Raw genomic sequence first — 21,187 nt, forward strand, 5'->3', positions numbered from 1 at the left:
TTGAATGAATAAATTACTGAAAGGTATTATTGCGCTTAGCCTTATTTTGAGTGTTGCTGGCCAAAATGTTCAGGCAAAACCACAAAATAAAGAGCAAATCCCAGTTTTGAAGCAAGATGAGATCCACCAAGTTGTTGCTAAACGTGTAACTAATTTTTTTACTCAATCACATTATCGTAATTTTGCTTTAGATGGTGCTTTTTCTGCTCAGATTTTTGACCGTTATTTTAAATTATTAGATGGCAATAAGTTTATATTTATACAAAGCGATGTTGATAGCTTTCGAAATAGGCAAGAATCTTTAGGGCAAGAATTAATTGATGGCAATTTAAAAACAGCTTATGACATTTATAATCTTTTTTTACAAAAACGTTATAGCCGTTATCAATATGCACTTGAAGTTTTACAACGCCCAATGGATTTTTCTACCAATGATGAAGTTGATTTTAATCGTGAAGACATTGCTTGGCCAACTTCTGAAGCTGAACTTAATACTTATTGGAATAAGCGTGTTAAATATGACGAATTAAGTTTATCCTTATCAGGAAAAAATGAGAAAGAGATCCGCGAAGTTTTGACTAAACGTTATAATCGTGTTTTAAAGACGATAGTTCAATCAAATAATGAAGATGCTTTTCAGATATTTATGAATGCATTTGCAAGAGAAATCGATCCCCATACTAGCTACTTGGCACCGCGTAAAAAACGAGATTTTGACTCTGAAATGAGTTTATCATTTGAAGGTATTGGCGCAACGTTAAGCCAGCAAGATGACTATACAGTAATTATGTCTTTTGTAACAGGTGGACCTGCAGAAAAAAGTAAGCTACTTTCTGTAGGCGATAAAATTATTGGTGTAGGTCAAAGCCGTTCTGCAATAGAAGATGTTATTGGTTGGCGTTTAGATGATATCGTTGATAAAATTCGTGGTCCAAAGGGCACTGTAGTCAAATTAGAAATTTTACCTGCAGGCAATAATAGTAAGGCAAAAATCATTGAGCTTACTCGTGATAAAATTCATTTTGAAGATCGTGAAGCTAAATTAAAGATCATTAATAATGCACGAGGTAAAGTGGGTGTTATTGAAATACCAAGTTTCTATATGGGGCTAACCGAAAAAGTTGATTCACTATTATTGAAAGCAAATAAAGAAAATTTGCAAGGCCTAGTCATTGATTTACGTGATAATGGCGGCGGTTCATTAACCGAAGTTATTAATTTGACTGGTTTATTTATTGATAGGGGACCAGTTGTTCAGGTTCGTGATAATTTACAAAAAGTCATCACTTACGATGACAAGAATAAAGGCATTGAGTATAGTGGGCCGCTTGTTGTCATGATTAATCGCTATAGCGCATCTGCTTCAGAGATATTTTCTGCAGCTATGCAAGATTATGGACGTGCGTTAATTGTTGGCGAAACAACTTATGGTAAAGGAACTGTACAAACATCTCGTAACATTTCTTACCCAGTTGATGCGAGATTACACCCGAATTGGCCTGAATTGGGAGGGGCTCAATACACTATTCAGAAGTTTTATCGTATTAATGGTGGAAGCACTCAATTAAAAGGTGTTGAGCCAGATATTGAAATGAACAAAATGAAGTATGTTGATAAGACAGGTGAACGATTCTTAGATAATGCATTACCTTGGGATAAAATACCGTCAGCTAATTATTTGACTCTTGCCAATATCAAGTTATTGTTACCTGAGCTTGAATCATTGCATTTGGCTAGAATTTCAAAAAACCCTGAATTTATTTATATTGATGAAGATATTAAAAGGTTCAATGATCAAAAAGATCGCCAATATATTGTTTCGCTTAATAAAAATAAACGAGAAGCAGAACAAAAAACAAATGATGAACGCGATTTGAAAAGAATGAATGAGCGTTTAAAGAAGGCCGGTTTACCATCAATTAATAAATTAGATGATTTACCCAAAGATTATAAGCAACCTGATGCTTACTTAGATGAATCTATCGAGATACTGCTTGATTTTGCGCCTAAATATCCGAAAATTGAAAGTAATAAATCTATTAACGAAATTATTTCGTTTGATTCACCGATCGAACAGGCTAATTAATAATAAATAAGTGGAGGTAATAAGAATGTGCTTAAATTTAAAATATGCATTGATCACAACAGTTGGCATACTAGCTGTACTAGCGACATTTGGTATTATTGTTTGTATGAATTAAAAAAGCTTGATTAATTATCTTGTGATCATTATAGTATGCAGCCTGCTTTAAAAAAGCTGGCTCTAATAGTTAGGTGAGGTGTCCGAGTGGTTGAAGGAGCACGCCTGGAAAGTGTGTATACGGCAACGTATCAAGGGTTCGAATCCCTTCCTCACCGCCATATTTTGTTATTGAAGGATAGAACACTTAGTTCAACATATTGTTAGAAGTAATCGTTAAGTTTGCTTTAACAAATTCTCTTTATTGAGGGTCACTAGCTACAATAACAAGTAATACCTTCCTCTCCTAGATTATTTGGAGCTACTATGGAAAACTTACGCACAGTTCAGGATTTTATACGCTGGACGGCATCACAACTTAGCCTATCAGATGTCTTTTTAGGACACGGTACGGATAATCCTATTGATGAGTCTAAACAATTAATTTTGGCAACGCTAGGCTTATCGTTATTTGTCCCTGCAGAATTTTACTCCGCAAATCTGACCGATGAAGAAAAAAATCAACTGTTGGAGATTATTCATAAACGCATTAAAGATCGTGTGCCAACGCCTTATTTAACCAATCAAGCTTGGTTTTGTGGACATGCTTTTTATGTCGATGAGCGGGTATTAATTCCTCGTTCTCCTATTGGTGAATTAATTGATAACCATTTTAAACAGATAATATCTGCTGAACCTAAAAATATCTTAGATTTATGCACGGGCAGTGGTTGTATAGGCATTGCTTGTGCTTATGAGTTTACTGATGCTCAAGTGGATATAACTGATATTTCATTAGAAGCATTAGATATAGCACAAACCAATATTGAAATGCACGAAATGGATTTTCGAGTTACTCCTATTGTGTCGGATTTATTTATTGATCTTCCTATAAAACAATATGACCTTATTGTCACTAACCCCCCTTATGTCGATAGTGAAGATATGAGTGATTTGCCTGACGAATTTTTATATGAACCTAAATTAGCATTAGAGGCAGGCGTTGATGGCTTAGATCTTGTAAAAAGAATTTTACGAGACGCGATAGATTATTTAACACCAGAGGGCGTATTAGTTTGTGAAGTTGGTAATAGTTGGGTTAGCCTACAGCAACAATACCCCAATGTACCTTTTAATTGGATAGAAACTAAGCATGGTGGACTGGGCGTATTTTCAATCACACGTGAAGCGCTGGTTCAATACCGTTACTGTTTTAAATAAGCTGTTTTTAATAATTGGAATAAATTTATTATGGCAGGAAACTCAATTGGAAAATTATTTAAAGTGACCACCTTTGGAGAGTCGCATGGCATCGCATTAGGATGCGTTGTTGACGGTGTTCCTCCTGGACTTGCTTTAACTGAATCGGATATGCAATATGATCTTGACCGTCGTCGACCTGGCTCATCTCGTTATACCACTCAACGCCGTGAAGCAGATCAAGTCAAGATTTTATCAGGCGTGTTTGAAGGTGTTACAACCGGTACAAGTATTGGTTTGCTTATTGAAAATACTGATCAACGCTCCCAAGATTATAGCAAAATAAAAGATGTATTTAGACCAAGTCATGCTGACTATACCTATCAAAATAAATATGGTATACGCGATTATCGTGGTGGAGGTCGCTCTTCTGCCCGTGAAACAGCTATGCGGGTTGCTGCAGGTGCTATTGCTAAAAAGTATCTACAAGAGAAGCTTGGCGTAACTATTCGTGGTTATTTAGCTCAAATGGGTGATGTAAAATGTGAATTAAAAGACTGGAAACAAGTTGAACAAAACCCATTTTTTTGCGCTGATGAAGGTAAATTAGAAGAACTTGATCAGTTACTTAGAACGCTAAAAAAAGAAGGCGACTCAATTGGAGCTAAAGTTTGCATTGTTGCCGAAAACGTTCCTGTTGGACTTGGCGAGCCTGTGTTTGATAAATTAGATGCTGAGCTTGCTCATGCTTTAATGAGTATTAATGCAGTAAAAGGCGTTGAAATTGGCGATGGATATGCTGTTGTCAATAAACGAGGTAGCCAAAATCGAGACGAGATCACCAAGCAAGGTTTTTTGTCTAACCATGCTGGCGGTATTTTAGGGGGGATTAGTTCAGGGCAAACGATATTAGCAAGTATAGCCTTAAAGCCGACGCCAAGTATTGAAATTGCTGGTCAATCAATCAATATTTATGGTGAACAAGTTGAAGTTTCAACCCATGGTCGACATGATCCATGTGTGGGAATACGTGCAGTACCCATAGCTGAAGCAATGGTCGCTATTGTGCTAATGGATCATTATCTTCGTTACCGTGCTCAATGTAACGATGTAAATCAGCTATGAGCTATGAATTACTTATCTTACTGTTTGTCATTGCTACTTTAGCGGGATTTATTGATTCAATTGCGGGTGGTGGTGGTTTACTAACCGTACCAGCTTTACTAGCAGTTGGCTTACCGCCCGCAAGTGCATTGGCTACAAATAAATTACAAAGTTGTGGCGGATCATTTTCGGCTAGCTTATATTTTATTCGTCAGCGCATGGTGGATCTAACACAACAAAAATGGGCAATTGCTTTTGCTTTTATTGGCTCTGCAATCGGTTCATTATCAGTGATGCATGTCCAAGTTGACTTTTTGAAACTATTATTGCCTATTTTAACTATTGGCGTTGGGCTTTATTTTTTACTATCTCCAACCATTGGTGAAAACGATCGAAAAAGCCAACTTACACTTATCCAATTTGCTCTCGTTCCTGCTTTGGGTATTGGGTTTTATGATGGTTTTTTTGGACCTGGTGCTGGTTCGTTTTATGCTTTAGCCTATATTACATTGGCAGGCTTTAATTTAACCAAAGCAACTGCGCATACCAAAGTGCTAAACTTTACCTCAAATTTAGCTGGCTTGCTATTTTTTATTGTCGGCGGCGAAGTGGTATGGTCGCTTGGGCTTGTAATGTTAGTCGGCCAATGTATAGGAGCTAGAATTGGCGCTAAGATGGCGCTTACCAAAGGTCGCAAATTAATCAGACCCATGCTAATCACCGTTTCAACGCTTATGAGTATCAAATTGATTTATGAAAACTTTTTTTAATTTAGCGCCAGTTAAATAATTAGTTCTTTGCTCTATTTTAATATTAATTGTGCGTTAGCGGCTTTGGCTAATATAATTAAAGTGATTTTATCGTTCGGTCAGTTTCATCTCTTTTCATTTTTCTCGACTAATCGCAAGTAAGCTATTGTTAAAAAATTTTAGAAAATTATATGTTTCAGTATAAAAGTGGAAACAATTATTCACTTCACTTAAATATTATTTAGTATATATTTGTATTAATTAAGATAGTTTGTGATAACACTGTTAACTAACATTATGAAACTTCAACAATTACGCTATATTTTAGAAATCGCTCGTTCGGGTTCAATTAATGAAGCGGCTAAGAATCTGTATATTACTCAGCCAAGTTTATCAACGGCAGTGAAAGATTTAGAAACTGAATTTGGTATTGAAATTTTTGTGCGTAGCTCTAAAGGTGTTTCTTTATCGCCAGATGGCGTTGAGTTTTTAGGATATGCTAAACAAGTATTAGATCAAGCCGAGTTATTAGAACAACACTATTCCAAAAAAGAGCCTTCTAAGCAGTTGTGTAGCATATCTACTCAGCATTATGCGTTTGCGGTTAATGCTTTTGTTAATTTAATTAAAAAAAACCATACTGATGAGTACGAGTTTACTTTAAGAGAAACAAAAACCCATGATATTATCACCGATGTTGCTAATTTGCGCAGTGAAGTTGGCATTTTATACCTAACGGATTTCAATCAAAAGGTCATTTTACGTTTACTGAAAGAGCATCGATTAACATTTTATCCACTTTTCGAAGCGCATCCTCATGTATTTATCAGTACTCACCATCCATTAGCTGAAATGAAATCATTAACGTTAGATGATTTAGAAGATTACCCTTACCTCTCTTTTGAGCAAGGCGAGTATAACTCATTTTATTTTTCTGAAGAGATTTTAAGTACGGTTTATCATAAAAAAAGTATTCATGTAAGTGATAGAGCCACGTTGTTTAATCTATTGCATGGGCTTAATGGTTATACTATTAGCACTGGGGTATTAAGTACCGATTTAAATGGATCTGATATTTTATCAATACCGTTAGATGTAGAAGAAAAAATCCTAATTGGCTGGATCACCTCACAAAAAGCACAATTAAGTATATCAGCGCAAAATTATATTGAAGCGCTTAAAAAACTCATTCAAGAAGAATATGGTTTTAAGTTGAAATAAGGTTGTTAAATTAAGAATAAATCGAATTGCTATTTTAATAAATTCTAGTATAATTGCGCGTAATTCATATAGCTACTAATATAGCTATATGAATATCGAGGAATGTCTGAATTAGAGATCGGTCGTTCCGTATTTTATTTTGATTTTAAGAGGTTTGTTATGTCTCTAACTGTAGAAGCTAAAGCGAAAATCGTTGCCGAATATGGGCGAGGAACTAACGACACTGGTTCAACTGAAGTTCAAGTTGCTCTTTTGACTGCACGTATCAATGATTTACAAGGTCATTTTTCTGAGCACAAGAAAGATCATCATAGTCGTCGTGGTTTATTACGTATGGTGTCTAGTCGTCGTAAATTATTAGATTATTTACGTCGTAAAGATATTGAACGTTATAGTCAATTGATTAAGAAACTAGGTTTACGTCGCTAATTCATAATCTACTTGAAAAGAGGCTTAGGCCTCTTTTTCGTTGTGAAAAAACAGCGCTCTGATATAATGTAGAGCACGAAAATAAAAATTAATATTTTATGTAATTCAACAAAGTGAAGATTGTATCTCATGTTTCGCGCGACTAATGAGAGCTCTATAACTTATAGATTTGTCATTAGTCGTGACAGTGAAATAATCTTTTTGTTGAAAATATCCCCCACATTGTTGAAGAGAATATCAATAAGAGTAATGTAATGTTACTCCCAGTCGAAATATCAAACTTCAACATAATAAAGAACAAGAGGACATTATTTTGTTTAACCCGACATCTCAAAAATTTCAATATGGCCGTCATACAGTAACTTTAGAAACTGGTATTATGGCTCGTCAAGCAACGGCAGCTGTTATGGTCAATATGGATGATACAGCTGTGTTTGTTACAGTTGTTGCCAATAAAAAAGTAAAAGAGGGTCAAGACTTTTTTCCGTTGACGGTTAATTATCAAGAACGTACTTATGCAGCGGGACGCATTCCAGGTGGATTTTTCAAACGTGAAGGCCGACCAAGTGAAGGCGAGACTTTAATTGCACGTTTAATCGACCGTCCACTTCGTCCATTATTTCCTGAAGGATTTGTTAATGAAATCCAAATTATTGCAACAGTTGTGTCAGTCAATCCTGATGTAAGCCCTGACTTAGTTGCTATGATTGGTGCTTCTGCCGCACTTTGTTTGTCTGGTGTACCATTCCATGGTCCTATTGGTGCGGCTCGTGTTGGTTTTATTAATGATGAATTTGTATTAAATCCATCAGTAAAAGAACTAGCAACAAGTCGTTTAGATTTAGTTGTGGCAGGAACCAAAAGTGCAGTATTGATGGTTGAATCTGAAGCAGATCTACTAACTGAAGATCAAATGTTAGCCGCAGTGGTATTTGGTCATGAACAACAACAAATTGTTATCGATAATATCAATGAATTTGTAGAAAAAGCCAATTGTGAAAAATGGGATTGGGTAGCTCCAGCTAAAAACGAAGCATTATATAATGCGATTGTTGAGCTAGCTAAAGAGCGTTTAGGTGAAGCTTATCGTATTACCGAAAAACAAGCGCGTTATGCACAAATTGATTTAATCAAAGAAGAAGTATTAGCTACGTTAAAAGAACAAAATGAAGAGCTTGATGAAAACGAAGCGATTAATATTATTGTCGATTTAGAAAGCCAAATTGTTCGCCAACGTGTTATTGCCGGTGAGCCACGTATTGATGGTCGTGAAAAAGATATGATTCGTGCACTTGATATTCGTACTAATGTTTTACCAAGAACACATGGTAGTGCATTGTTTACGCGTGGCGAAACGCAAGCATTAGTTACGGCGACTTTAGGAACTGAACGTGATGCACAAATCATAGATGAGTTAACAGGCGAATATACTGAGCGCTTCTTACTTCATTATAACTTTCCTCCATATTCTGTTGGTGAAACAGGTATGGTCGGCTCTCCAAAACGTCGAGAAATCGGTCATGGTCGTTTAGCTAAACGTGGTGTTGCTGCGGTAATGCCAAGTAAGGAAGAATTCCCATACACTGTGCGTGTGGTTTCTGAAATCACTGAGTCAAATGGTTCGTCTTCAATGGCTTCGGTTTGTGGCGCTTCGCTTGCGCTTATGGATGCCGGTGTGCCAATTAAGTCTTCTGTTGCTGGTATTGCAATGGGGCTAGTGAAAGAAGGCGATCAGTTTGTTGTGTTATCTGATATTTTAGGTGATGAAGATCATCTTGGTGATATGGATTTTAAAGTAGCCGGTACCCGTGACGGTGTAAGTGCGCTTCAAATGGATATCAAGATTGAAGGTATCACTAAAGAAATTATGCAAGTTGCATTAAATCAAGCTAAAGGTGCTCGTTTGCATATTTTAGGTGTGATGGAGCAAGCAATTAATCAACCTCGCCAAGAGATTTCTGAATTTGCTCCTCGTATTTATACGATGAATGTTAATCCAGATAAGATCCGCGATATTATTGGTAAAGGTGGTGCAACAATTCGTGCCTTAACCGAAGAGACAGGTACAACCATTGAAATTGCAGATGATGGTACCGTTAAGATTGCAGCCTCTGATGGAAATAAAGCTAAAGATGCTATGGCTCGCATTACTAACTTGGTTGCTGATGTTGAAATAGGTAAAATTTATACAGGAAAAGTAACTAGAATTGTTGACTTTGGTGCTTTTGTCTCTGTTATCGGTGGAAAGGAAGGGCTAGTCCACGTTTCCCAAATAGCTGATCATCGAGTCGAAAAAGTGGCTGATTATCTAAAAGTAGGCCAAGAAGTCAATGTCAAAGTGCTTGAAATTGATCGCCAAGGTAGAATCCGTCTCAGTATGAAAGATGCTGTTGAGCCAGCGGTAGAAATAGCTCCGACTGCAGAATAAACATATTATTCACTAGGGGGATAAAAGTGAGATTATTCAACCTGAGGACTGTATACTGCTTTTTACTGGCTGTTATTCTTTTGTCGGGTTGTACTAACTCTCAGCTCTTGCTGGCTGTTCCTGAGCAAGTTTCTTATGATGATGAGTTAAAAATTGCTCAGATCAGCCAACAGCTATCTCAAAAAAATATTGACACTGCAACGCGTATGCAGCTCATTTTTCAGCGTGGAATTGTTTACGATTCATTAGGGTTTAAAGCTTTTGCACAAAGTGATTTTTCTTATTTGTTAAATTTTAACCCTGGAATTCCTGATGTTTATAATTTTTTGGGAACTTATGCTCTGCGAGAAGGTAATTTTGATGAGGCTTTAACGTCCTTTAATACTACATTAGAGCTTGATCCTACTTATGCTTATGCCTATTTAAATCGGGCAATTACCTTGTATCGCACTGGGCATTACCAAGCAGCAGAACGTGATGCATTGCAGTTTTATCAATATGATGTGAATGAACCTATCAGGATTTTATGGCTTTATTTGATCGAAAAAGAAACAGACAATAAGTCTGCGCAAAATGAGCTACAAAAACGTTATGAGCTGATTAATGATAAAACGAGTTACAGTGGTAGTATTATTGCATTTTATTTAGGAAAAATAAGTGAGCCTAAATTAATGCAAAACCTTCAAGAAGGCGTTGAGAGTAATCGGCAGTTAGCCGAACGCCTTTGTGAAGCCTACTTTTACTTAGGTAAGTATTACCAAAGTAAAGGTGACGACGAGCGTGCCAAAATGTTATTTAAATATGCTTTAGCAAATAATATTTATAATTATGTTGAACATCAACAGGCACTCTATGAAATGAAGTTACTTGAAGAAAAGTAACAAGGGTCATGCCAGTTTTAAAAGTGAAAATGTCGTTATAGCGTATTCTGATTTGCCAGTAATATATTCTTAACATTGAATAGTGCTGTTAGCTTTATTTTCGATTATATAAACGTTAATTAGTTTTAAATCTATTTTGTTTTATATCGAATCGTTGTTAAGTCAATATCGGCAGTTAGTTATTGGGGTTAGTTGTAAATTTTCAATTTAGTGAGCTGGCATAAATTTATATTTGCTTTGTTTATTTGCTTGGCAAAATAAGATAGTTAACTATTGATGTTTATTCATAAATATTAATATCTTTGCCAACGAAATAAACAAGTTTATATATTCAAAATTTATAAGCGAGTTTACATGACAAAAGAAGTTTCTTTTATTGACCTTGGTTTATCCGAGGATATCCTTAACGCCTTAAATGATCTTGGTTTTAGCAAACCATCACCTATCCAATCTGAGTGTATTCCTCTATTATTAGATGGTAATGATGTATTGGGTATGGCACAAACAGGTAGCGGTAAAACAGCTGCGTTTTCAATTCCTTTTTTAATGAATATTGATGCAAATTTAAAAGCACCACAACTTTTAGTTTTAGCACCAACGCGAGAATTAGCAATACAAGTTGCTGATGCTTGCTCTGAATATTCAAAATATATGAAAGGAGTAAAAGTTCTTGCTTTATATGGTGGGCAACGCTACGACGTCCAGTTACGTGCCTTAAAACAAGGTCCACAAATTGTGGTTGGCACACCAGGACGTTTACTTGATCATTTAAATCGCAAAACATTGGATCTTTCCAATCTAAAAGGTTTAGTACTTGATGAAGCAGATGAAATGCTAAGAATGGGATTTATTGATGATGTAGAAAGCATCATGGCAACGATCCCAGAAGATCATCAAACAGCATTATTTTCGGCAACAATGCCAGCACCAATTCGTCGTATTACTAAACGATTTATGCATAATCCAAAGGAAGTTCAAATTAAAGGGACTAATCAAACAGCACCTGACATTGATCAAAGTTATTGGCTTGTTCGTGGTATGCGTAAAAACGAAGCGATTGTTCGCTTCTTAGAAGCAGAAGATTTTGATGCCGCTATCATATTTGTTCGAACAAAATCAGCCACTTTAGATGTAGCTGATGTACTTGAAAAAAATGGTTATAGTTGCGCTGCTTTAAATGGCGATATGACACAACAATTACGAGAACAGACCTTAGATCGCTTACGTAACGGTCGGCTTGATATTTTAATTGCAACTGATGTTGCTGCTCGTGGGCTGGATGTTGAGCGTATTAGTTTAGTTATCAATTATGATATCACATTAGATTCTGAATCTTATGTTCACCGTATTGGACGAACAGGTCGAGCAGGTCGAGCAGGTCGAGCTATTTTATTTGTTGATAGCCGTGAACGTCGTTTACTTAAGAATATCGAACAAACTATTAAAAAACCGATTCCAGAAGTTGGATTACCATCTAAAGAGCTACTTGAAAAACGTCGTTTAGTTAAATTTACTGAACAAGTCCGAAAACAACTTGAAAGTAGCGATTTAGACCAATACCAAAATCTATTAGCACAAATACAATCTGATAGCGGAGCTGATTTAGAAACAATTGCAACTGCTTTATTAAAATTAGCGCAAGGTGAACGCCCACTAATTTTACCACCAGATCCAGTATTTAAACCTGCGCGAGAAATGCGAGATCGTGATAGCCGAGGAGGCGAGCGTCGGTTGCGTGGTGATAACCGTGAATCACCCAAACGTCGAGAGCGCCGAGATGTTGGCGATATGGATATGTACCGCATTGAAGTGGGTAAAGAAAACGGTATTGAAGTTCGTCATATTGTTGGAGCAATTGCCAATGAGGGTGATATTAGTAGTCGGTACATTGGTAATATTAAACTTTATGATACTTATTCAACTGTTGAATTACCAAAAGGCATGCCGAAAGACATGTTGAAACATTTTGAAAAAGTAAGAGTTCTTAATCAACCAATGAAAATGAGTCTATGTACTGGCACAACGGCTGAAGCAAAGCGAGGCCGTAAAAGTGGCAAATCTGATATATCTGATAAAGGATTTGCAAAAAAACGTGGTCGCCCTTCAGCACCTAAATTTTAATGATGTTAACCTCTGCCATCTGGCAGAGGTAAATTTATCTCCTCTCATTTTGAACAACTACTAGCAAAGTCGTTCGCCCTATATGCCATGCAATATTGAGGCCATGCAAGATTGAGTTAGAAAATTAATGATATAACTTCAAAAGTTAATCAATACGAGGTAAGTATGGTTAGCGGTCTAGTTATTGCAAATAAGTAATATAGACATAATGAATTAGTCATAAATTTTTCTGAGAAAGAAACTAAAATAAAACAATGTTAGTGTTTTGCCCTAAGTTAGGATTGAGAGTATACTGTTGCTAATATTAAACGGTAAATAGAGGTATAGCATGGCAAATTCCTTAAATAAATGTAAAGCTAATGAAACAGCAGCATGTTGTTGTGTGGATGTTGGTACAATAATTGACAACGAAGATTGTACTGCTGGTTATGAGCACGTTTTTGCAACAGAATCAGAAGCTCAAGCTAAATTGGCTTCATTAACACAAGCTGCAAAAAATGTTGAAACAGAACCATGCAAAATTGATAGCAATATTGAAAAAGTTAACGATGGATTTAAATTATCAGTAAAATTTACCTTTTGCTGTGGTGCAGAATCTATGATTTTTCAATTAAAATTACGTTAATTAACTATAGATGAAAATTAACTATAAATGAAAGTTTGCATTATGAGACACGGTGAAGCAGGGTTTTCTGCTTCATCGGATTTTAGCAGAGCCTTAACCAATTATGGCATAAAACAGTCGAATCAAGCTGGAATGTGGCTTAAAGAGCAAGGTTATCAATTTGAGCTTGGTTTAGTCAGCCCTTATTTACGTGCTCAACAGACATTTACTGCATTATCATCACACGTTAATGTTGCAAAGATTGAAACTGATCAGTTTTTAGTGCCCGGTGGTAACTCATCACATGCCGCTGGCATATTAACGATGTTGCTAGCTGAAGGCACTGAAAATGTAATAGTGGTATCACATCTACCTCTAGTGGGATATTTAGTTAATGAATTGTGCCCGCAAATCAATCCTCCTATGTTTCCTACAGCGGCAATTGCTTGTATTAATTTGTCGTTAGACTCTGCAGGAAAACTTGAATGGTTTTATCAAGCGGAGTAAAAAAACTTAATCTTTTTGATTTGCCGTTAACTGGTCGAGCTTTAATTGAAGCATCGGCTGGAACAGGCAAAACTTATTCACTCACCTTTATTTACTTAAGGTTATTACTTGGCATTGGCCAAAATAGCTACCCAAGACCTTTAGAGGTTAACGAAATTCTGGTAGTTACTTTTACCAAAGCGGCGACCCAAGAACTACGTTCTCGAATAAGGAAAAATATACAAGAACTACGAATTGGATTATTGGAAGGACAACATCAAGATCCTATTTATCAACAACTCATTGAATTAGTTGACGATCGAAAATTAGCGGTGCAACGACTTACCGTTGCTCAACAATCAATGGATGATGCGGCAATTTATACTATCCATAGTTTTTGCCAGCGTATACTCACCAGTCATGCGTTTGAATCTGGCGTGTTATTTGAGCAAAAGTTAGTTTCAGATGAATCACAACTAAAATTGCGAGTAACACAAGACTTTTGGCGCCACTACTTTACGCCACTGGATAAATCGCTTGCCTATTTAGTCCTTGCAACATGGCAAGATCCAACGGAATTATTGAAAGATATTACCCCATATTTAGGCTTAGATCTAAACGACAATAAACCGATAAATCCAGATATCACAGCTAAAATTAAAGCGTTTCATCAAATAAATTATGAGAAAATTGAAAATGTTAAGCAGTCTTGGCTAGCGTCGGTTGATGAGTTAGTCGATATCATTTCTCAATCAGGTGTCAGCAAACAATCATATAGCCGTCGAAATTTACCTAATTGGGTGACTAAAGTCTCAGCATGGGCAAATAATGCAACTCAATCTTTCCAATTACCTAATGAGCTCGAAAAGTTTAAGCAATCGGTTTTAATTGAAAAAACGAAAGAAGGAAAGAATGCGCCATACCATTTTGTTTTTGATCAGATTGACGACTTATTCAAACAATCGTTTGATTTACGTAGCCAAATTTTAATAGATATCGTCAGTGTGATTCAAAAAGATCTTTACAACGAGAAACTTAAAAATGGCGAAATGAGCTTTGATGATCTTATTGGGCAACTTAATCGCGCATTACATGCAAAAACAGGCGCACGATTAGCGAAAAGTATAGCTTCAAAATACTGTGTTGCCTTGATTGATGAATTCCAAGATACCGATCCTGCGCAATATCAAATTTTTAACCATATTTATGATAACAAGCAGACCGATCGAGGCTTACTGTTTATTGGCGATCCTAAGCAAGCCATTTACAGTTTTCGGGGCGCTGATATATTCACTTATTTAAAAGCTAAACAATCGGCAGGAGAAAATTATTTTACCATGGATGTAAACCATCGTTCGTCGGCAGCGATGGTTAACGCTGTTAACCAATTGTTTGCTAATTGCGATAATCCATTCATATTTGAAGATATTCCTTTTTTACCTATGGATGTAGCAAAACAGAATCAACAAAAGTCTTTGCAAATTAATAACCAAGAAATAGGTGCGTTAACAGCATATTTATTGCCTGACGAAATTACAACTAAAACAGATTATCAAAATCACATGGCAAATTGTTGTGCTGACCAAATTGTGACTTTGTTATCTAATTCATCAATATTAATTGATAATGAAAAACAACAGCGCCCTGTAACAACGGCTGATATTGCCATCTTAGTACGCACTGGGCGTGAAGCAGAAATTATTCAACAAAAATTGGCTAATTGTGGTGTTAAAAGTGTTTACCTATCAAACCATAGTAGCGTTTTTTCTTCAAATGAGGCAAAAGATGTATTGAACCTACTACAGGCCGTTTTAATGCCTGAAAACGAAGCAACACTAAGGTTAGCGTTGATGACGTCATTGCTAGGGCAAACCATGACTGAGCTAGAGCAAATCACTGACAATCAAGACAAATGGGAAAGTTTAGTTGAAGAGTTCAAACAATACCAAGCAATTTGGCAATATTATGGTGTGTTAGTTATGTTACGCCGAATGATGAAAAAACGTCATTTAGCTGAAAACATATTAGCTCACAAAGATGGCGAGCGAACATTAACCAACTTAATGCATTTGGGGGAATTACTACAAGATGCATCAAATGAATTAGATAGCCCACATGCGTTAATTCGTTGGTTTACAAAGCAAATAGTTAGCCCTGATCTTAACTTAGAAAATCATCAGCAACGCCTCGAAAGTGATGAAAACCTTGTTAAGATTATTACTATTCATAAATCAAAGGGATTGGAGTTCCCGATTGTTTGGTTACCATTTATTTCATTGTGTCGAATATCAGATAGCCAATTTTATCATGATAAAAATGATGACTATCAGCTAAATTATGTATGGCGGTTAACTGACGAGATTAAACAACAAATAGAAAACGAACGACTTGCTGAAGATTTACGATTATTATATGTTGCAATGACGCGCTCTGTTTACCATTGTTACATTGGTCTTGCCTCATTGAAAGCCAATCAATCTGCTATTAATTATTTATTAAATAGTGAATTAAGATCAATTGAACGTATGGCTAATTTAGTCGATGTACAATTACCCGTAGAGTGTAAGCAGTATATTCCCCAAATTTTGCCAAACCAAGTTTTGTCAGCAAACGTATTTTCGCGCAATATCTCAAGTGATTGGCGGGTCACAAGTTACACGGAATTACAAAAACATAATGATCAAATATTGGCTTACCATCCTGATATTATTAATGACTGGGACGAACCACAACTTGACACAAACAGTTCCCTGCCAGCCGATTTTCAATATGATATTCATCATTTTCCTAAAGGGGCATATGTCGGTACATTAATGCATAGCATTATGGAAGAGGTCACGCCAGATAACCTTGATGCATTATGCAATAACATGTTGACAAAGCTAAATTTAGAACCAGCATGGCATAGCGTAATAACTAAATGGATGCAGCAAGTATTGGGTACACAACTGCATAAGCCAAATTTAATCTTATCAAAAGTATTATTGGATCAACATATTAATGAATTGCAATTTTATCTCCCTATACGCAAAACGGTAACTAGCCAGCAATTAGATAGCTTATGTAAACGATATGATAATTTGTCAAAATTATGCCCAAAGTTAGACTTTGACGCTGTACAAGGCATGTTAAAAGGATTTATTGATTTAGTCTTTAAATTTGAAGGAAAATATTATGTGGTTGATTACAAATCAAATTGGCTAGGTAAGTGCGTTGAATCTTATCATCAAGCCGCTTTAGAAAAAGTGATGTGTGAGCATCGTTATGATTTGCAATATCAACTTTATTGTTTAGCATTGCATCGTTTTTTAAAAAATCGCTTAACAAATTACCAATACCAAACGCATTTTGGCGGTGTTTATTACCTGTTTTTGCGTGGCATGCCTGAACATGGCGTCTTTTACCATCGACCTGAACAAGCCTTTATTGAAGAGCTTGATAAATTATTTGAAGGTGGAATACCAAATGAGCTATAAGCCGTAAAAAATGCTCAGTGTTGAAAAATAGATTAAATAACTAAAAATAAGGCACAAATAATTAGTGCCTTATTTTTTATACCATTAGTTGTTTAATTAACATGAACGACCTTTTAAATTAAAAAAGACACAATTTTTGTAAAAAATATTCAGGAATCTATACCGTTTCAACATAAAATTATTTTAAATTTAATGAGTTAATAAATCTAATTGATAAAGTTACAAAACGTTTAAATAAAAAGTTTAAATTACTTCTTCAATGAAGATTTTAAATAACGCCAATAGTTGTTTTAATTAACATGAACGACCTTTTAAATTAAAAAAGACACAATTTTTGTAAAAAATATTCAGGAATCTATACCGTTTCAACATAAAATTATTTTAAATTTAATGAGTTAATAAATCTAATTGATAAAGTTGCAAAACGTTTAAATAAAAAGTTTAAATTACTTCTTCAATGAAGATTTTAAATAACGCCAATAGTTGTTTTAATTAACATGAACGACCTTTTAAATTAAAAAAGACGCAATTTTTGTAAAAAATATTCAGGAATCTATACCGTTTCAGTATGAAATCATTTTAAATTTAATGAGTTAATAGATCCAATTGATAAAGCTGCAAAACGTTTAAATAAAAAGTTTAAATTGTATATTCAATGAAGATTTTAAATAACGCCAACATACTAGTTTAACTAATTGAAATTATTAATATTAAACAAAGATATTCATTAAAAAAGTTAAATTTTCCGTTAAAATAGTTTATACTCTGTTTGCATTATCGCTTATGCTAAAAATAACCAGCGTAAAAACAATAATATAGTGATAAACCAATAATATAATAAAAATAGATGGGATAAATTATTAGAAATAATAGGAGAGGAAAACATGTCGAATGAACTTAATCGCCTTTTGGGTCAACTCGGTGGCGAGTTTAGCCATTTAATAGACGGCTTAGGGGGTGTTAGTCACAACCGCTATACCTTAACCGTTGACGAGCTGACCGCACCAATTTCAGTTTTGCATGTTGACGGTGATGAGCAGTTAAATCAACCTTGGCATTATGTGGTTACCTTTACCAGCCCTGACAAAACCTTATCGCCCGATGCGTTCCTTAATCAAAAATCGACTTTCTTCTTTAATCCTGTTATTAACAAGCCATTAACTTCCGCTATTCGTTCATTAAGTGACTTGCCCGCCGTCACCAATAAACGCACCTTGCATGGGGTCATCACTGAATTTAGCCAGCTATCAGTCAATAAAGATGAAGCCCATTACCAAGTCGTGTTATCTTCGTGCTTAGCACGGTTGGCCGTGGGGAAAAATAGTGCCCTATTTCAAAATCAAAGCGTGGTCAGTGTGGTTGAAGAAGTGCTACGCAGCCACGGCTTTACCGGCATTGATTACCGGTTAGCGCTCAAAGATAGTTATCCTGAACGGGAGTTTATCACCCAGTGGCAAGAAAGTGACCTAGAATTTATTCAACGCTTATTGGCCGATGTCGGTATCTGGTTTCGCTTTGAAACCCATGCCGAACATGATTGTGATGTGATGGTGTTAAGTGATTATGAACAAGGCTATGCGCAAGTGGCCGATATTGACTATAAACTGCCGAGTGGCATGGCCGATACGGGTGTGGAAAGTGTTTGGGATATCACCTTACATAGCGAAGTGGTACCCGCCTCAGTGACCGTTCAAGACTATAACTACCGTGATGCCCTAGCCGACTTACAGAGCGAAATAAACACCCAACCCAAAGTCCTCACCACCTATGGCAAGGATTACCGTTATGCCGAGCACTATAAAGGCTTAAATAGCAACGGACAAGATAACTCGCAAACGAGTAGCACAAATAACAATGGCGTTGGTAACCATGGTAATCCTAATGGTAATAACCAGTATAACGATAATCAAAACGATAATCAGATTGAAAGTGGTCAGTGGTATGCCCGTATTCACCATGAGCAGGCGATTAGTCAGCAAATAATCCTCACGGGTAAAAGCAACCGCTATCAATTAGCCCCAGGGCAACTTATTAACATCACGGGCAGTCCGTTAAAATCGATTGAAGAAGGGGTGATTATTTTAAGTGTGCAAGGACAAGGTAACCGTACTGATGCCTATGCACTTACCTTTACCGCTATTCCCTATCAGGCCTTAAAACCCTATCGCCCAGCGCCCATACGTTGGCCACAAGTCAGTGGCACCTTACCCGCACGGGTCACTAGCCCTGATAATGACACCTATGGCTATATTGACACTCACGGGCGCTACCGAGTTAAATTCAACTTTGACTTAAAAGAATGGAAAAAGGGCAATGAAAGCTTATGGGTACGCTTAGCAAAACCTTATTCGGGTAACACTTATGGTTTTCACTTCCCGTTAATTGACGGCACGGAAGTGGCGATTGCCTTTATGAATGGTAATCCAGATAGGCCGTATATCGCCCATGCCATGCACGACAGCGCCCACCCAGACCATGTGACTACGGTAAACAAACACCGCAATGTCATTCGCACCCCCGCCAACAACAAACTGCGCATGGATGATAAACGCGGGCAAGAGCATATCAAACTCGCCACCGAATATGGCAAAAGCCAACTTAACTTAGGTCACCTTGTTAACGAAAAAAAAGCACAACGTGGTGAAGGCTTTGAACTGAGGACGGATGAATGGGGGGCGATTGCTGCCAACAAAGGCTTATACTTAACCACCCAAACCGAGCCGAAAGCCCAAGGCAAACAACTGGATATGCAAGCGGCAATAAGCCAACTTGAAAATGCCTTATCGATTGCCAAAGCGCTACAAAATGCCGCTACCCAGTCCGACGCACACAGTGCCGATACCGACAGTCAAGACCAACTTAAAGCCAACTTAAGCGAGCTAACCCAAAGTGGCCTACTGGCCTATGCGCAAGAAGGCATTGCCTTAACCAGCCCAGAAAACATCCAATTGACAACAAACAACAGCTTAACCCTAACCAGCGAAAATCAAACCGATATCACCGCATTAAAAAACATCACCGTATCGTCGGCTGAAGCGATTGGCTTATTTGCCCAAAAATTAGGTATGAAGCTATTTGCTAACCAAAGCGATATTGAGGTGCAAGCCCAAAATACCAACCTCAATATGGCAGCCAAGCAAGATATCAAAGTGGATAGCGTGGATGGTGAGGTCACTATCACCGCGAGCGATGAAATCAAGCTTATCTGTGGCGGTTCGTACATCAAAATCAGCAGTGCAGGCATTGAACTGGGCACGCAAGATAATACCTATTTTAAGTGTAATGTCATGCAGAAGATGGGACCAGCAAGCCAATCTCAAACAATTAGATTAAACTCAAGTGAACTGAATGTAAAACGCTGCGCAGAAACGGATTGAAAATGATTACTAAATTGAATAATCAAGATAACTTTAACAAATATCGCTATTTATTAGTCGATAATTTAGTGGCACTTAATTCAATAAACCCATTATCACACGACTCATTAGTGGATCAATTTGGTGAAGATAAACTATTTGGCGAACAGAAACTCACTCAGGTATTACGCACTGATTTAGATTATGATCCAAGTATATGCCCAACACTGATTAAACTGGCAGAGCCCAATGAATTTTTAGACAGCCCGATCCTTGGTGACATCAGTGAGCAAGCTGAAATCGAATGTTTTTGGTCAAAGCGTTATATTTGTGCTTATATTGTTAGCCCCCTTAAACCGTCGATATTGGCAAAGCAGCTGATAACTATTGGTAATAACATCGCTAAAATATTGCAACAGCCTTATTATCCTTTCTTTGAACCGTTTCGCATGCAATTTTTGCAAGAAGTGGCTTCCAACGAAGACAGCGCATGGCTAAAATCGCAATTTGCCCAAATTGAAAACTATTACTATCCATCAATTCATGCTGGGCAGTTTATTCATTTTACGGCCGATAGTGAACTTGAAACGCAAGACCGCTGGAGCCACCATTATTGCCAACGCTTAAAACATTTCAAAATGATTCGAACCCTTGTTAAGGCATGGGCCAATAATCGAACACAATTTGATGATCAAAAATCACTACCACTCCATAACCAAGTGATTTTGCACTCAACGCAACTGGTTGAGCAAGCGTATCAATTAGGTTTAACTGAGGCTACCGATATCTTATTTTGGGGATTAAATGGCTTAAGGTACCAAACTGCTTTTACTCAGCATCCTAACGTGCTTGAACAAATTGCCAAAGCGCGAAAAGAGCCGGGCACATTCTCAAAACACGTTATTGACGCCCAGATTCAGCTTGAAAGCCCATCACTTTCTATTTACGAATAA

At 36.7% G+C, this 21,187-nt stretch carries 15 protein-coding genes and 1 tRNA gene; all 16 read left to right on the forward strand.

Features of this window, described 5'->3' with window-relative positions; genetic code table 11:
- The first annotated feature begins 4 nt into the window (after positions 1-4).
- The 16 genes from prc (at position 5) to A9G47_RS10720 (ending at position 21,187) form a co-directional block, all read left to right on the forward strand.
- A complete protein-coding gene (gene prc, locus A9G47_RS10650) occupies positions 5-2,086 on the forward strand; it encodes a carboxy terminal-processing peptidase (protein ID WP_065642847.1) in 2,082 nt (693 codons plus the stop codon).
- A gap of 25 nt (positions 2,087-2,111) precedes the next feature.
- The gene (gene cydH, locus A9G47_RS15030; RefSeq protein ID WP_141672040.1) at positions 2,112-2,201 is read left to right on the forward strand and encodes a cytochrome bd-I oxidase subunit CydH; all 90 of its coding nucleotides are present in this window, start codon (positions 2,112-2,114) and stop codon (positions 2,199-2,201) included.
- A 72-nt stretch (positions 2,202-2,273) separates the two neighbouring features.
- Positions 2,274-2,361 (forward strand) — tRNA-Ser (locus tag A9G47_RS10655).
- Positions 2,362-2,506: 145 nt separating this feature from the next.
- Entirely contained in the window at positions 2,507-3,400 is an 894-nt protein-coding gene (gene prmB / locus A9G47_RS10660) for a 50S ribosomal protein L3 N(5)-glutamine methyltransferase (RefSeq protein WP_065567227.1), read from the forward strand.
- 30 nt (positions 3,401-3,430) lie between these two features.
- On the forward strand, positions 3,431-4,504 hold the full coding sequence (gene aroC / locus A9G47_RS10665; protein ID WP_065567226.1) for a chorismate synthase: 1,074 nt from the start codon (positions 3,431-3,433) through the stop codon (positions 4,502-4,504).
- Positions 4,501-5,253 (forward strand): TSUP family transporter, encoded by a 753-nt coding sequence (locus tag A9G47_RS10670; protein WP_065567225.1) that lies wholly within the window; start codon positions 4,501-4,503, stop codon positions 5,251-5,253. The genes aroC and A9G47_RS10670 overlap by 4 nt, the downstream gene beginning before the upstream one ends.
- Before the next feature lie 276 nt (positions 5,254-5,529).
- Positions 5,530-6,453 (forward strand): LysR family transcriptional regulator, encoded by a 924-nt coding sequence (locus A9G47_RS10675; protein WP_065567224.1) that lies wholly within the window; start codon positions 5,530-5,532, stop codon positions 6,451-6,453.
- A 159-nt stretch (positions 6,454-6,612) separates the two neighbouring features.
- Complete coding sequence (gene rpsO, locus A9G47_RS10680; RefSeq protein ID WP_065567223.1) at positions 6,613-6,882, forward strand: 30S ribosomal protein S15; 270 nt, start codon at positions 6,613-6,615, stop codon at positions 6,880-6,882.
- A 313-nt stretch (positions 6,883-7,195) separates the two neighbouring features.
- Positions 7,196-9,310 (forward strand): polyribonucleotide nucleotidyltransferase, encoded by a 2,115-nt coding sequence (gene pnp / locus A9G47_RS10685; protein WP_065567222.1) that lies wholly within the window; start codon positions 7,196-7,198, stop codon positions 9,308-9,310.
- A gap of 26 nt (positions 9,311-9,336) precedes the next feature.
- On the forward strand, positions 9,337-10,191 hold the full coding sequence (gene nlpI / locus A9G47_RS10690) for a lipoprotein NlpI (protein WP_065567221.1): 855 nt from the start codon (positions 9,337-9,339) through the stop codon (positions 10,189-10,191).
- 354 nt (positions 10,192-10,545) lie between these two features.
- Entirely contained in the window at positions 10,546-12,312 is a 1,767-nt protein-coding gene (locus A9G47_RS10695) for a DEAD/DEAH family ATP-dependent RNA helicase (RefSeq protein ID WP_081297840.1), read from the forward strand.
- Between the two features lie 328 nt (positions 12,313-12,640).
- Positions 12,641-12,937 (forward strand): YfcZ/YiiS family protein, encoded by a 297-nt coding sequence (locus tag A9G47_RS10700; protein WP_065567220.1) that lies wholly within the window; start codon positions 12,641-12,643, stop codon positions 12,935-12,937.
- A gap of 42 nt (positions 12,938-12,979) precedes the next feature.
- The gene (gene sixA, locus A9G47_RS10705; RefSeq protein ID WP_218057048.1) at positions 12,980-13,423 is read left to right on the forward strand and encodes a phosphohistidine phosphatase SixA; all 444 of its coding nucleotides are present in this window, start codon (positions 12,980-12,982) and stop codon (positions 13,421-13,423) included.
- Entirely contained in the window at positions 13,402-16,878 is a 3,477-nt protein-coding gene (recB, locus tag A9G47_RS10710; RefSeq protein ID WP_065642848.1) for an exodeoxyribonuclease V subunit beta, read from the forward strand. Before sixA ends, recB begins: the two co-directional genes overlap by 22 nt.
- An 884-nt stretch (positions 16,879-17,762) precedes the next feature.
- Positions 17,763-20,255 (forward strand): type VI secretion system Vgr family protein, encoded by a 2,493-nt coding sequence (locus A9G47_RS10715; RefSeq protein WP_065642849.1) that lies wholly within the window; start codon positions 17,763-17,765, stop codon positions 20,253-20,255.
- 2 nt (positions 20,256-20,257) lie between these two features.
- On the forward strand, positions 20,258-21,187 hold the full coding sequence (locus tag A9G47_RS10720; RefSeq protein ID WP_065642850.1) for a hypothetical protein: 930 nt from the start codon (positions 20,258-20,260) through the stop codon (positions 21,185-21,187).

The sequence above is a fragment of the Gilliamella sp. WF3-4 genome (assembly GCF_001690275.1).
GTDB lineage: Bacteria > Pseudomonadota > Gammaproteobacteria > Enterobacterales > Orbaceae > Gilliamella > Gilliamella apicola_C.